This is a genomic window from Bradyrhizobium sp. 6(2017) (genome assembly GCF_011058295.2).
GTDB lineage: Bacteria > Pseudomonadota > Alphaproteobacteria > Rhizobiales > Xanthobacteraceae > Bradyrhizobium > Bradyrhizobium septentrionale.
In genome coordinates this window covers 7,793,137-7,806,294 of record NZ_CP049289.2, presented here as the reverse complement: position 1 = coordinate 7,806,294, position 13,158 = coordinate 7,793,137, and the positions used below count along the sequence as shown (strand labels likewise).

The 13,158-nt window shown below is 65.6% G+C and carries 12 protein-coding genes; 5 read left to right on the top strand and 7 right to left on the bottom strand.

Annotated features, from left to right (window positions below; translation table 11 throughout):
* Positions 1-3: 3 nt before the first annotated feature.
* Positions 4-501, top strand: a complete 498-nt coding sequence (locus G6P99_RS37135) for a TPM domain-containing protein (protein ID WP_029080335.1) — start codon at positions 4-6, stop codon at positions 499-501.
* A gap of 83 nt (positions 502-584) precedes the next feature.
* Here the strand turns inward: G6P99_RS37135 and G6P99_RS37130 are convergent, their stop codons facing one another.
* The 4 genes from G6P99_RS37130 to G6P99_RS37115 all read right to left on the bottom strand — a co-directional run bounded on the left by G6P99_RS37130 (position 585) and on the right by G6P99_RS37115 (position 3,983).
* Positions 585-1,199 carry a glutathione S-transferase family protein gene (locus tag G6P99_RS37130; RefSeq protein WP_165125692.1) on the bottom strand — a complete coding sequence of 205 codons (615 nt, stop codon included), beginning with the start codon at positions 1,197-1,199 and terminating at the stop codon, positions 585-587.
* Positions 1,200-1,364: 165 nt separating this feature from the next.
* Positions 1,365-2,678, bottom strand: coding sequence for an MFS transporter (locus G6P99_RS37125; RefSeq protein WP_035976679.1), 1,314 nt, complete (start codon positions 2,676-2,678; stop codon positions 1,365-1,367).
* 124 nt (positions 2,679-2,802) lie between these two features.
* Positions 2,803-3,612 carry an MBL fold metallo-hydrolase gene (locus G6P99_RS37120; protein ID WP_029080333.1) on the bottom strand — a complete coding sequence of 270 codons (810 nt, stop codon included), beginning with the start codon at positions 3,610-3,612 and terminating at the stop codon, positions 2,803-2,805.
* Positions 3,609-3,983, bottom strand: coding sequence for a Crp/Fnr family transcriptional regulator (locus G6P99_RS37115; RefSeq protein ID WP_029080332.1), 375 nt, complete (start codon positions 3,981-3,983; stop codon positions 3,609-3,611). Before G6P99_RS37115 ends, G6P99_RS37120 begins: the two co-directional genes overlap by 4 nt.
* 204 nt (positions 3,984-4,187) lie before the next feature.
* Between G6P99_RS37115 and G6P99_RS37110 the strand changes: the two genes are divergently transcribed.
* The 3 genes from G6P99_RS37110 (at position 4,188) to G6P99_RS37100 (ending at position 7,177) form a co-directional block, all read left to right on the top strand.
* Positions 4,188-5,276: a hypothetical protein gene (locus G6P99_RS37110; RefSeq protein ID WP_165125689.1), complete on the top strand. Its 1,089-nt coding sequence runs from the start codon at positions 4,188-4,190 to the stop codon at positions 5,274-5,276.
* 91 nt (positions 5,277-5,367) lie between these two features.
* A complete protein-coding gene (locus tag G6P99_RS37105; RefSeq protein WP_029080330.1) occupies positions 5,368-6,915 on the top strand; it encodes a hypothetical protein in 1,548 nt (515 codons plus the stop codon).
* A gap of 97 nt (positions 6,916-7,012) precedes the next feature.
* Complete coding sequence (locus G6P99_RS37100) at positions 7,013-7,177, top strand: hypothetical protein (protein WP_165125686.1); 165 nt, start codon at positions 7,013-7,015, stop codon at positions 7,175-7,177.
* A gap of 58 nt (positions 7,178-7,235) precedes the next feature.
* Here the strand turns inward: G6P99_RS37100 and G6P99_RS37095 are convergent, their stop codons facing one another.
* Positions 7,236-7,880, bottom strand: coding sequence for a glutathione S-transferase family protein (locus G6P99_RS37095; protein ID WP_029080329.1), 645 nt, complete (start codon positions 7,878-7,880; stop codon positions 7,236-7,238).
* Positions 7,881-8,027: 147 nt separating this feature from the next.
* Between G6P99_RS37095 and G6P99_RS37090 the strand changes: the two genes are divergently transcribed.
* Positions 8,028-8,582 (top strand): TetR/AcrR family transcriptional regulator, encoded by a 555-nt coding sequence (locus G6P99_RS37090; RefSeq protein ID WP_245284631.1) that lies wholly within the window; start codon positions 8,028-8,030, stop codon positions 8,580-8,582.
* Between the two features lie 22 nt (positions 8,583-8,604).
* Here G6P99_RS37090 and G6P99_RS37085 read toward each other — a convergent pair whose 3' ends face one another.
* Positions 8,605-9,810, bottom strand: a complete 1,206-nt coding sequence (locus tag G6P99_RS37085) for a CaiB/BaiF CoA transferase family protein (RefSeq protein WP_029080327.1) — start codon at positions 9,808-9,810, stop codon at positions 8,605-8,607.
* A gap of 276 nt (positions 9,811-10,086) precedes the next feature.
* The gene (gene putA / locus G6P99_RS37080; RefSeq protein ID WP_165125683.1) at positions 10,087-13,092 is read right to left on the bottom strand and encodes a bifunctional proline dehydrogenase/L-glutamate gamma-semialdehyde dehydrogenase PutA; all 3,006 of its coding nucleotides are present in this window, start codon (positions 13,090-13,092) and stop codon (positions 10,087-10,089) included.
* Positions 13,093-13,158 lie beyond the last annotated feature (66 nt).

The window sequence follows — 13,158 nt, the reverse complement described above, 5'->3', positions numbered from 1 at the left end:
CATATGAGCATCAAGCGCATCGGCAGGCATTTGCTCGAACACCGCTGGCGGGTGCGGCGCGACTTTCCGCCGCGCGTGCTCGACGCCATCGAGCGTGCGATCAAGGCGGGCGAGGCGACCCATTCGGGCCAGATCCGTTTCGTCGTCGAGGGCGCGCTCGACGGTGTGCCGCTGTTCCGCAACCAGCCGGCGCGCGAACGGGCGCTCGACGTATTCTCGCATTTGCGGATCTGGGACACCCATCACAACAACGGCGTCCTGATCTATCTGCTGCTCGCCGACCGCGACGTCGAGATCGTCGCTGACCGCGGCATCGACGCCAAGGTTGGTCATGCCGGCTGGGAAGCGATCTGCCGCGCCATGGAAGCGGATTTTCGATCAGGCCGGTTCGAGCAGGGCGTGATCAACGGCATCGCTGCGGTGTCGCAGGAACTGGCGAAGCATTTCCCGCATGCCGAGGGCGGCCCGAACGAGCTGCCGGACAAGCCGGTGGTGATTTGAGCCCGTCATTCCGGGGCGATGCGTCAGCATCGAACCCGGAATCTCGCGCTTCGCGCGCCCCGGAATGACGGTCGGGTGAGAACCTACGCCTTGACCGACGGCCGCTCAGCCACGCGGTTGAACCAGGCGACGATGTTGCCGTTCGACTGGTCCAGCGGCTGGCCGACCTGGTTGCCGAAATCGAGCCAGCAATAGAGCAGCATGTCGGCGAGGGTGAAGCGCTTGCCGCAGATGTAATCGCGCCCGTCCGCCATCTGGTCATCAAGCCATTTGATGCGGTTGGCCGCGATCATCTTCAACCCCGGCGAGGCCTCGGGCGCGACCGGAATGCGCTTCTCGAAGAATTTCAGCGCCTCGCCGAAGCGGTAGCCGTTGGCAAGCGGCTCGGCGATGTTGAGATCGACGCGGCGCGTCCACATCCGGCATTCGGCGCGCTCTTCCGGCGTGGTGCCGATCATCGCGGGCGAGGGGTGCTTCTCCTCGAGATATTCGCAGATCGCGGTGATCTCCGAGAGGTAGTTGCCGCAGTCCAGTTCGAGCGCCGGCATCTGGCCGTGCGGATTGCGCTTCAGATGCGCTTCCTCGCGGTTCTCGCCCTTGCGCAGGTCGACGGCCTGCTTGGGGATCTCGATGCCCTTCTCCGCCATGAACATGCGAACGATGCGCGGGTTGGGTCCGATCGAGTCGTAAAGCTTCATGTCCTCGCTCCCTGTTTTTTCAGCGTTGTTGTTGCCGCTGTTGAACAGGCCGCGCGCGGATTTGTCAAATGAAGCGTCACGTGCGCGGTCGCGCACGCCCCGGGGCAGTCGTCGCACCGGTCGCGCGCCGACTGCATGATCAGCTCGCCGCCGGCTAAGCGAGGGTCATTGCGCCGGTTGAGTTGCTACTCCCGGCACGGACGGTCGTCCGCGATAGACCGACAGACCCACGAGACCGACCGCCGCGGCGAACAGTATGTAGTAGACCGGAGCAGCCTTGTCGCCCGTCACCTGGACCAGCCAGGTGTTGATGAACGGCGCCAACCCGCCGAACAGCATCACGGCGAGATTGTACATCAGCGATGCTCCGGTCGAGCGCACGCCGACGGGAAATATCTCGGTCATGAAGGCCGGCATCGGCCCGGCCAAGGCTCCGAGCAGCACCGCGACGATCTGCAACTCCCAGAGGTTCGCGGTGGTCGGGGCGGCAACGAGCCGCTGCAAAATCACATAGAACAGCAAGCTGTAGACGATCAGCGCCGGAACGAGGACCGCGCGACGACCGATCCGGTCGGAGAGGGCGCCGCAGGCCACCGCCACCCCAGCATTGACGACGCTGACGACGAGCAGGCCCAGCTGTGCGTTCAGGAGCGGCAGCTTCAACTCGGCGACCGCATAGGTCGGCAGAAAGATCGCATTGACATAGTTGATCGCCGTACCGGCCGCGATCAGGCAAAACGAGGCAATCAACTCACGTGGATGTTCGGAGAACAATTGGCCGAGCGTGGTCTGCCTGCTCGGTTGCGCCGTCGCGGCCTTCTCGGCGAGATACGCCTGGAATTCGGGCGACTCGTCGCATCTCCGGCGCAGATACCATCCGGTCGGACCGATCAGAATGCCGAGGATGAACGGCACGCGCCAACCCCAACTCGCGAAGGCGTCGGGCGACAGGCTGAGATTGAGACCGATCGCCATCGCGGCACCGAGGCCAAACGCCAGCGATTGCGACACCATCTGGAACGAACCGTAGAAGCCACGCCGGCCAGGCGGCGCGAACTCGATCAACATCGCGCTGGCGCTGCCGAACTCGCCGCCGGCGGAAAAGCCCTGGATCAGCCGCGCCAGCAGCAGCAATAGCGGTGCCGCGATTCCGATCGCGCCATAGGTCGGCAGGAAGCCGAGCAGGCCGGTGCCAACAGCCATCAGCGATATCATCACGACCAGCGCCTTCTTGCGGCCGTGCCTGTCGGCATAGAGCCCGAACACCAGGCCGCCCAACGGCCGGGCTGCAAAGGCGATCCCGAATGTCGCGAAGGTCAGCAGCAGCGAGGAATGCGGATTGTCCGCTGGAAAGAACAGCTTGCTCAAGATGCCGGCGAACAGGCCAAAAACGGTGAAGTCGAACCATTCCAGCGCATTGCCGATCGTGGAGGAGATCACCACCCGGCGGCGCATCTGCGCCATCGCGTCAACCTGCATCCGTTTCGTCTCCCCATTGTCGGCAACGGCTGCGTCGCCGAGCCCATGATTTTTATCGTTGTGAGCCGATCCTAGTGCAAAGTCACGGCAGGCCACAACGGGCGGCTTTGGCTGAGGCCGGGCGTCAGTCGTCGAGCTTGTTGAGGTCGCGCACCGATTGCATGATCGGCTCGAAATTCGAACGCGCATCGAGCGCATCGAACAATTGCGCGGTGTCCTCGAGCAGGGCATGCGAGCGCTGCAGCGCGATCCGCACGTCGTCCTGCGGCGTGTCGGACAGCCGGCCGTGACCCGACAGCAGGATCTTCGAGTTGAGGCCCTTCAGCCGTTCCAGCGACTGGATGTAGTCGGCAATCGAGCCGGAGCCGAACACGCCGCCCATCACGCCGCCGGGCATCAGCGTGTCGGAGGCGAACAGCAAGCCCTTGTCCGGATCGAACAGCGTGATGCAGGCCGAGGTATGGCCCGGCGTGTACATCACGTTGAGGCGGAAATTGCCGAGGTCGATCAGATTGCCTTCCTCGAGCCAGATGTCGACATCGATCGGCACGTTCGGCTCGTTGAACATCTTGCGCAGCATCGAGAAGTCGTCGCGCAGCATGATCTTGTTGGCGGCGAGCCGGTGCGCGGCGATATAGGCGCTGCCGTGGAAATGATAGGCCGCGCCGATGTGGTCGAGATGCTCGTGGCTCAGCACCACCATGTCGATCATCTCGGGCGTCACCCCAAGGTGATCGAGGCAGGCGACGAGCGCGGGATAGTTGGTCGACAGTCCGACATCGATCATAATGGTCCGCTTGCTGCCGCGCACGAGATAGGCGTTCGCCGCACGGTTCTTGAAGCGGATCTGGTAAACGTCGTCGGCGGCCTGGATCAGCGACGCGACGTCGGTCTCGAACAGCGTCTTGAAGGGGCTTGGCTTGCGCTCGCTCATGGGGTGGCTGCCGACCGGTACGTGACGGCGTTGGAGGCGCGCAGCCGTTTCGAGAGCGCGTCCATCACCATCAACGCAAACGCCGGCTGCTGGCTGACCAGATAGACGAAGCGGGCGTGGTTGATCCGCATCACCCGCGTCGCAGGCGCGGAGGCGATCGCGGTCGCCGAGCGCGCCGAGCCGTCGATCACCGCCATCTCGCCGAAGAACTCGCCCTTGCCGAGGCTGACGATAACAGTCTTGTTTCCGCCATCGATCTTGGCGATGTCGACCTTGCCGTCGAGCACGACAAACAGCTCGCGGCCGGTCGAGCCTTCCTCGAAAATGACGTCATCGACACCAAATTCCTTGATGCATTTCTCGATCGTCATGGCGCTCTCCTGCCTTCTGGCTGGAAGATGGCGGTATGTTAGTCGGGAAAGCGCCGCGCGCAAACGGAGCCCGCGCAGATTGCCGCAGCGCGGCACCGCCCCAATCCGGCCCGGAAAACTCCCTAAAATTTAGGTAATGCCGGGGCTGGGTAACCATTTCGCAAGCAATAAAAGTTACCGAATTGTCAACCTAGTCTGGAGACTTTGAACTTGAGTGAGCAGCAGAGCGAGCCGGTCAGCGGTCAAACCGGCGTCGAAGCGGCGGCGAAGAGCGAGCCCGTGATGGCCGCGGCCGAGGCTCCCCGGCTGGCGCCCGACCAGGAAGAGACGGCGCCAAAGGCGGACGCGACCAGGATGGACGCGCCGAAGATCGAGTCCCCGAAGGTTGAGCCGCCAAAGGTCGAGCCCCGGGTTGATGCCATGGTTGAGCCCAAGATCGACCCGATGATCGACCCCAAGGTCGAGCCAAAGATCGAGCCGTCCAATATGGACGTGCCCAAAGTCGAGACCGGCAAGCGTGAGGAGCCGCGTTTCCCGGGCAAGCTGATGATCATGGCGCCGGGTGACCGTACCTGGGACCATGAGGCGACCGCCTCCAAGCCGGGCGCCGAGCAGGCGGCCAAGACAGCAGCCAAGCCGGCCGGCACGCGCCGGTTTGGGGCGATGGCCGCGGTGATTGCGCTGGCGACCGTGGCAGGGGCCATCGGAGGTGCGCTCGCGACCGCAGGCCTCGGTCATCTCGCCAGCCCCGCCATTGCCTCCGCTCAGGACACGGCTGCCAGTGACGCCGCCGCGAAGGAAGCGGCCGACGCCTCGCTCGCCCGGCTCGAATCCGAAATCGCCGCGCTGAAGGCCAGCGTCGAGCAGACCGCCAAGGCCGGCCAGGCCCAGTTCAGCAAGGCCAGCGACCGGATCGAGAAGGTCGAGAAGGCCCAGGCCGAGCCGAACGCCAAGCTCGCCAAGCTGAGCGAGACCGTCGACAAGCTGCGCGCCACGCCGCAGACGACCGTTGCCGCTGCGACGCCTGTCCGCGAGGTCACGGGCTCGGTCCCGCCTGCGACTGCCGCGGCTGCGCCGGCTGCCCCCAAGCCCGAGGTCGGCCGCATGCCGGTAGTCGACGGCTGGTCGCTGCGCGACGTCGGCAATGGCGGCGCGCTGATCGAGGGCCGCGGCGGCATCTACGAGGTGTACGCTGGCGATCCCGTCCCCGGCCTCGGCCGCGTCGACGCCATCCGCAAGCAGGACGGCCGTTGGGTGGTCGTCACCAGCAAGGGCCTGATCGTTTCGCGCTGATTGCCGAAACACGACAACACCAAGGCGCTTCACCGCGATGTGAAGCGCCTTTTTTCTTGAATAGGGTTTGCCGCGCGGTGTTAGTGGGGGCATGAGCCGCGCGCTGAAATGCTTCCTGCTGATGTCCGTTCTGCTCTGCGGCGCGGTGCCTGCACGCGCCGCCGAGGATCGCGCGCTCGAGCGCGGCACAGCGATCATCGATCCCGCGATCCTGCGCCAGCTCGACCACGACCGTTTCGGCCTCGGCCGGATGCTTGCGCCAGAGCGTTCCGCCGACACGCCGCTGTCCAACCGCGATCTGTTCGGGCTGCCCTCGATGGTGCCGGTGCGCGAGGCGCTCGATCGTGAGTTCGATCGCTATGTCGCAAAGCATAAAGCAAGCCTGCCGAACGAGAGCATCGGCGTCGGCGACGGCTTTGCCTTTCAGCTGTTCGACCGCGCGCTGTTTGAGTCTCCCGACGTTCGCTTCGTGCTGGCCGGCATCGTCAACCGCATGGACCGCGCCTATGTCGCGCCGAAAGACTGCGGCGAGATCCGGCTGATCTATCGGTTGACGCGGACCGATGTGCCGCTGATCGGCGAGAACGCGGTGTCGCAGCGGCTGCCGATGACGCTGAACCTGGTGCTGAAGGCGAAGGGCGACGGCAACGATGCCTCGCTCACCTGCCGTGAGCTCGCACGGCGCTGGCTCGCGACCGGCGGCGCGCCGCCGACGATGGAGAAACTGTTCGGCAAGGATGGCCCGCTCGACCTGATCGGCGCCGGGAATATCGATCGCATCGAGACCAATCTGCAGATCGCACACGCGCCGAAATCCGCGGTGCGCGACTTCCGCACCGACTATCTCCTGAAAGTGTTTGACTATGACGGCGCGGCAAAGCGCTTCGCCGAAGCGCCGCTGGAGAACCAGATCGATCGCGATCGCATTCTGGCCGACGAGGCGCTGCGGCGCGACTTCAAGACGTGGCTGCTCGATCCCAGGCATTTTGCCGAGCTCGATCGCGGCACCCTGCTGATCCCCGATCGCTTCCTCGCAAGCTCGGCGGTGGCGCCGACCCCGATCGGTTTCGATGTCAGCGATCTGCAGCCCGCATTCGGCATGGTGCAGGGCGAGGGGACCGCCGGCAACGCGGTGTTCTCGGACGGCGATGTCGTCGGCGCCTTGCAGAAGGCCGCCGCTGACGGAACGAAGCTGCAGAACATCCAGTCGCTGGCCGGCTTCGAGCGGCGCCTCAACGACGTCACCTGCGCCGGCTGCCACCAGACCCGCGGCATTGGCGGCTTCCATGTCCCCGGCGTCGACTGGATGGCGGCCAAGCCGTCGAACTCCACCGTGGTGCCGGCCTCGCCGCATTTCTTCGGCGACCAGGTCCGTCGCCGCGATATCCTCACGAGCTTCCGCGACGGCAAGGCGCCGGACTTTTCGCGCGGCTTCTCCAACCGGCCGCAACTGCGCGCCAGCGCCGAGCTTGCCGGTACCGAATACAGCGACGGCTGGGGCGCGCATTGCTATCTGCCGGGCACGAGGCCGGCCGAGACCGACCGCAGTTTCCGTGGCTGGACCTGCGCCGAAGGCCTCGCCTGCCAGATGGCCGGCAAGACCTCGCGGATGGGCATGTGCTTCGTGAAAGGGCGGTAGCTTCTCGGGAACCGATGTGCCCGGGCGTCATTATTTGATGCTACATTGCGGTTCGCGACCACGACCCGAACAGCCCAGCCTTGACGGAGACCGGCCGATGAATGCTCCCGAGCAGGACAAGCAGCGCAACCGCGAGATCGCGGCCAACGAGGCCGAGCGTCAGGCGGTCAGCGCCGTGCGCGTCAGCAGCTGGGCGATCGGGCTCGCGGTCATCATCGGCATCATCGCTGTGGCCATCGTCTGGGCCTGGATGAAGCGATAGCGTTTTCAAGCGAAGTGGGCACCGGTTCGCGTGAAGAAAACGCGTCAAAAGAGAGTCTTTAGGCGTAGTGTTTCAGGCGCGGGCCGGGCAGCAGGTCATAGGCCGATTTCCAGCCGGGCAGCGCGGCGATGCGGCTGAGCCAGGCGCTGATATTGGGATGGCTGGCCGCAAAATCGTAGCCGGTCTCGTCAGCAGGATAGTGCAGATAGGCCATCATCGAGATGTCAGACACGGTCGGCCGCGCTCCGATCATGAAGGCGTTGTTGCCGACATGCTGGTCGAGGATGCCGAGGAAGTCGTCGAGCCGCGCGCGAAAATATTTCAGCACCTTCGGGTCGGCTGACGGCGTGAAGGTGCGCATGAAGCGATAGGTCGCCATGTAGCCCGAGAGTTTCTGGTTGTCCCAGAACAGCCAGCGCAACAGCTCGAACTTCTCCTCCGGCGTCTCGCCGCCGAATTTTCCGTACTGCTCGGCAAGCTGCAGCAGGATCGGTGCGGTCTGGGTGCGGCGCTCGCCGTCGACCTCGAGCACCGGGATCTCGCCCATCGCGTTGACGTCAGCGCGCCATTTTGCGGTCCGCGCGATGCCGCCGCCGAAATCGGTCCATACCGGCTCCAACGTCTCGCCACACAGCGTCAGCATCAGCGCGAGCTTGTAGCTGTTGCCCGATTCCGGGAAGTAATGCAGGCGATAGCGCGGCATCGTCGGGCTCCTGAGATGCTTGTCGATTTAGCCGTCGATACGTATACTTCGTAAAACAGAACATTTGTTCTGTCCATTCTGCATGGCTGGCCTGAGCGCCAATTGATGAAGCGAACTGAACCTGAGAGCGGCAACCGCGAACGTCCCGTGATAGAGGCGACGCTTCGGATCATCGGCCGCACGGGCCTCGACGGCGTGACCCACCGGGCGGTGGCGGCGGAGGCGGGCCTGTCGCTCGGCGCAATCACCCATCACTTCAAGACGCGAGACGCGATGATCGACGGCGCCCTTCGCTTCGCCCTGGCCCGCGAGACCGGCCGGCTGCAGGCGCTGGCGCTCAGCCTGCAAGGTAAGGCGTTCGATATCGAGGCATGGCTCGAATCCCTGGTCGGCTGGTACGACCAGGAGCTGAAGACACGGGGCGAGATCCACATCGCCTGCTACGAAGCGTTCCTTGCGGCCGCGCGCAGCGAGCGCTACCGGGCCGTGGTCGGAGAGTGGTTCGAGACCTGGCGGCAAAGCGCGGAGCTCGCCTTGCGCGCAGGCGGCTCGGCGGAGCCGCGCCGCCATGCGGACTTGTTCGTGTCCGCGTTGATCGGAATGTTGCTGCAGCAGCTTGCAACCCGCCGCCGCGGATTTCGGCGAGAGATGGCAGCGGGCCTGCTGGCGCTGATCAAGAGCCTGATCGGTGCAAAGGCCTGATCAGCCATCGCGTCATGCGGTCTTACGCCACCGCGCCGGAAGCGCGCAGCTTCTGGATCGTGGCCTCGTCATAGCCGGCCTGGCGCAGGATCTCGTCGGAGTGCTCACCGACCTCGGGCGGCTTGCGCGGCTGCACCTTTTTGGCGCCGTCGATGAAGATCGGGCTGTTGACGGTCAGCATGGTGTCGTTCTCGAAGCGCACCAGCACTTCGTTCTCGATCATCTGCCTGTCGTTCGGGATGTCGTCGAGGATGCCGACGACGCCGAACACCAGGCCGTTGCCGTCGAGGATCGTGCGCCATTCGGCGAGATCCCTGCCGGCGAACACTTCGTCAAAGATCCTGATCAGTTCGACCGAGCGCGCATGGCGATCAGGCTTCGTGGCGAAGCGCGGATCGGCGACGAGGTCCTCGCGGCCCATGCAGCGCGCCAGCGTGGGCCATTGCCGGTCTTCGTTGAGCAGCGACAGGATCAGCCAGCGGCCGTCCTTGCATTTGTAGTGATTGGTGACCGCGTTCAGCGCCTCTTCGCGCGGCTTGCGCTTCTTGAACTTGGCGCCGGCGAGCTTGGCCTGCGCCAGCACGCCGTTGGCCCAGACGCCGTTGGCCATCAGGTTGGTCGCGACATGCGAGCCCTTGCCGGTCTTCTCGCGCTGGAACAGCGCAGTGACGATCGCGCCGTAGAACGCCATCGCGCAGGGGTGGTCGCCCATGCCGGCGACCGAGCGCGCCGGCGTGGTGTCCTCGTCGGCGCGCACCAGGTCCATCAGGCCGGAGCGGGCCCAATAGGCGTTCGAATCGAAGCCGGGCTTGTTGGCCTCCTCGCCCTTCTCGCCATAGCCGGTGAAGGAGGCGTAGATCAGCCGGTCGTTGAGATGGGCGAGATGATCATGGGTGATGCCGAGCTTTTGGCGCACCTGCGGCGGCATGTTGGTGATGAACACGTCGGCCTCGGCGACGAGCTTGTAGAGCACCTCGCGCGCCTCGGGCTTGGTGAGGTCGAGCGCCAGGCTCTTCTTGTTGCGCGCCTCCAGCATCCACGCGAAATTGTGCTCGCTCGAGGGATAGCCGGGCAGGTTAGGCAGATTGCGGTAGGGGTCGCCGGCACCCGGCGGCTCGATCTTGATGACGTCGGCGCCGAAGTCGGAAAGCACGGTGGCGGCCGCGGGCGCCGCGATGAAGCTCGCGCAATCCAGGACCTTGAGTCCATCAAAAATGCCTTTTTCCATCGTGCCGTCGCTCCCGTGGCGCTTGTTGGTGTTTTTCCGGTAGCTGGAATTATCGCAGGCGATGATCCCGATCGGACCGCCATTTGACCCATCTCGGGGGCACGATGCAACCAAGTCATTTAACCCAAGTCATTCCGGAGCGATGCGCAGCATCGAATCCGGAATCTAGAGATTCCCCGATGCACAATTGTGCATCTGAGGTCTGGTCCTTCGGACCATCCCGGAATGACAGTGTGGATTGCTTGGTCGCTTCGCTTCTCGCAATGACGGAGGCGGTTACTCCACTCCGGCCATCAGCGCCGCGTTACCGCCCGCGGCGGCGGTGTTGATCGTCACTGTCTGCTCGGTCGCGAAGCGCGTGAGGTAGTGCGGGCCGCCGGCCTTGGGGCCGGTGCCGGAGAGGCCGCTGCCGCCGAACGGCTGCACGCCGACGACCGCGCCGATCATGTTGCGGTTGACATAGATGTTGCCGACCTGGAGGCGGTCGATCACGCGCTCGATGGTGTCGTCGATGCGCGAATGGATGCCGAGCGTCAGCCCAAAACCAGTTGCTTCGATCGCGGCCAGCACGTCGCCGAGCCGTTCGGCGCGATAGCGCACGACATGCAGGATCGGGCCGAACACCTCTTCCGTCAGTTGGCTTGCCGCCGATAGTTCGAAGATGTGCGGCGCGACGAAATTGCCTGATGGCGCCGCGCCGGCGAGATGCACCCGCGCTTCCTGCTTCATCCGCGCGATATGCGCGTCGAGCCGCTGCTTGGCCTCGGCATCGATCACCGGCCCGATATGCGTCGAAGGATCGGCGGGGTCGCCGATCTTCAATTCGCGCGCGGCGCCCGCGATCATCTCGATCATGCGGTCGGAGACGTCGTCCTGCACGAACAACAGCCGCAGCGCCGAGCAGCGCTGGCCGGCGGAGCGGAACGCGGAGGTCACGACGTCGTCGGCGACCTGTTCGGGCAGCGCGGTGGCATCGACGATCATGGCGTTGATGCCGCCGGTCTCGGCGATCAGCGGCACGATCGGGCCGTCCTTGGCCGCGAGCGTCCGGTTGATCGAGCGCGCCACCTCCGTCGAGCCGGTGAAGACGACGCCGGCGATCGCAGGATGCCCCACCAGCGCGGCGCCGGCCGCTCCGTCGCCCTGGACCAGATGCAGGGCGGTTTCAGGCACGCCCGCTTGATGCAGCAGCGCGACGGCCTCGGCCGCGATGCGCGGCGTCTGCTCGGCCGGCTTTGCGATCACCGCATTGCCCGCCATCAGGGCTGCCGTCACCTGGCCGAGGAAGATCGCGAGCGGGAAATTCCACGGCGAGATCGCCACGAATGCGCCGCGGCCGCGCAACGCCAGCACGTTGCTTTCGCCGGTCGGGCCCGGCATCGTCTCGCCTTCGCCGAACAGCTTTTGCCCGAGCGCCGCATAATAGCGGCAGAAGTCGATCGCCTCGCGCACCTCGGAGAGTGCGTCGTCGAGCGTCTTGCCGCCTTCGCTCTGCAGCAAAGCGAGGAAGCGGGCGCGGCGCTGCTCGAGCAAATCGGCCGCCTTGTCGAGGACCGCCGCACGTTTTGTGGCCGGCGTGGCGTTCCAGGCCTTGAAGCCGTTCCGTGCCGCGGCGACGGCGGCGTTCGCCTGCTCGGTTGTCGGCGTCGCGCCCGCACCTTGTGTCGCCTTGCGCTCGGCCGCAATCGCCAAGGTCAACGCTTCGAGCGCTTTGCGTTCGCCGAACTCGATGCCGTGCGAATTCTCGCGCTGCGGGCGATAGAGATCGGCCGGCAATGGAATCCCGGAATGTGCGGCATTGGTGTTGCTACCGACGATCTCCGCGGGGCGGCGCAACAGGTCGACGATGGACACGCGATTGTCCGCCGCCAGCGCCACGAACGACGAGTTGGCGCCGTTCTCGAGCAGCCGTCGCACCAGATAGGCGAGCAGGTCGCGGTGGCTGCCGACCGGCGCGTAGGTGCGATGGGCGATCTCCGGCCTGTCCTCGCCGAGCTGCGCGTAGAGCGCTTCGCCCATGCCGTGCAGCCGCTGGAATTCGAAGCTCGCGGGATCGTCGGCCAGTTCGAGGATGGTCGCGACCGTCAGCGCGTTGTGGGTGGCGAATTGTGGAAACAGCCGCGGCCGCAATGCCAGCAGCTTGCGCGCGCAGGCGACGTAGTTCAGGTCGGTCATCGCCTTGCGGGTGAACACCGGATAGCCGTCGAGCCCGCGCTCCTGCGCGCGCTTGATCTCGGTGTCCCAATAGGCGCCCTTGACCAGCCGCACCATCATCCTGCGATCCAGCTCACGCGCGAGCGCATCGATATAGTCGATCACCTCGGTGGCGCGCTTCTGATAGGCCTGGATCGCGAGCCCAAAGCCGCTCCAGCCGGCGAGCGACGGGTCGGCGAGCGCAGCTGACATCACATCGAGCGACAGCTCCAGCCGATCGGCTTCCTCGGCATCGACGGTGAAGTTGAGATCGAACGCCTTGGCGCGGCGCGCCAGATCGACCAGTTGCGGCACCAACTCGCTCATCACCCGCGCCCGGCTGACCGCCTCGAAGCGCGGATGCAGCGCCGAGAGCTTGACCGAGATGCCTGGCCGGTCGGGCAGGGCCTGATCACCAGCCGCCTTGCCGATCGCCTCGATGGCGCGGGCGTAGGATTCGAAATAGCGATGAGCGTCGTCGGCGGTGCGGGCGCCTTCGCCGAGCATGTCGAAGGAATAGCGCGAGCCGCGCGCGGTGTGCGATTGGGCGCGCGCCAGCGCCGCCTCGATGGTTTCGCCGAGCACGAAATGGCTGCCCATCAGCCGCATCGCCTGCCGCGTCGCGGCGCGCACCGCCGGCGCGCCGAGCCGCTTGGTCAGCCGCCCGATCGTGCCCTGCGGGGTCTCGCCGGGCTGGATCACGCGCGCCGACATGCCGAGCGCCCAGGCCGAGGCGTTGACCAGGAACGCGCTCGATCTGGTCTCGTGATTGACGAAGTCGCCCTGGCCGAGCTTGTCCTCGATGAATTGGTCGGCGGTGCGCGCGTCCGGCACCCGCAGCAGCGCTTCCGCCAGCACCATCAGCGCCAGCCCCTCCTTGGTCGACAGCGCGAACTCCCGCAGCATGTCCTCAACCCCGCCAAGCGGATCGTCGTTCGCCCTGATCGCCTCGATCAGCCGCGTCGCGGTGAGATCGATCCGCGCCTCCGCCTCCGCGCCGGACGTCGCGTCCTGACGCAGGCGGCCGGCAATGGCGGCGTCGTCGGGGGCGTAGGGCGCGCTGAACGGGGGCGGGAGCGGGTCTGGCATGGTGGTTCCTTGGCGGTTCCTTCGGGTTGCACCGCAACACCTACGCGCACACGAACCGCAGTTCGA

Bases quoted from the DNA above. Each gene is read 5' to 3' on its own strand.
- G6P99_RS37135 (WP_029080335.1), top strand. From the start codon at position 4: ATGAGCATCAAGCGCATCGGCAGGCATTTGCTCGAACACCGCTGGCGG.
- G6P99_RS37130 (WP_165125692.1), bottom strand. From the start codon at position 1,199: ATGAAGCTTTACGACTCGATCGGACCCAACCCGCGCATCGTTCGCATG.
- G6P99_RS37125 (WP_035976679.1), bottom strand. From the start codon at position 2,678: ATGCAGGTTGACGCGATGGCGCAGATGCGCCGCCGGGTGGTGATCTCC.
- G6P99_RS37120 (WP_029080333.1), bottom strand. From the start codon at position 3,612: ATGAGCGAGCGCAAGCCAAGCCCCTTCAAGACGCTGTTCGAGACCGAC.
- G6P99_RS37115 (WP_029080332.1), bottom strand. From the start codon at position 3,983: ATGACGATCGAGAAATGCATCAAGGAATTTGGTGTCGATGACGTCATT.
- G6P99_RS37105 (WP_029080330.1), top strand. From the start codon at position 5,368: ATGAGCCGCGCGCTGAAATGCTTCCTGCTGATGTCCGTTCTGCTCTGC.
- G6P99_RS37100 (WP_165125686.1), top strand. From the start codon at position 7,013: ATGAATGCTCCCGAGCAGGACAAGCAGCGCAACCGCGAGATCGCGGCC.
- G6P99_RS37095 (WP_029080329.1), bottom strand. From the start codon at position 7,880: ATGCCGCGCTATCGCCTGCATTACTTCCCGGAATCGGGCAACAGCTAC.
- G6P99_RS37085 (WP_029080327.1), bottom strand. From the start codon at position 9,810: ATGGAAAAAGGCATTTTTGATGGACTCAAGGTCCTGGATTGCGCGAGC.
- putA (WP_165125683.1), bottom strand. From the start codon at position 13,092: ATGCCAGACCCGCTCCCGCCCCCGTTCAGCGCGCCCTACGCCCCCGAC.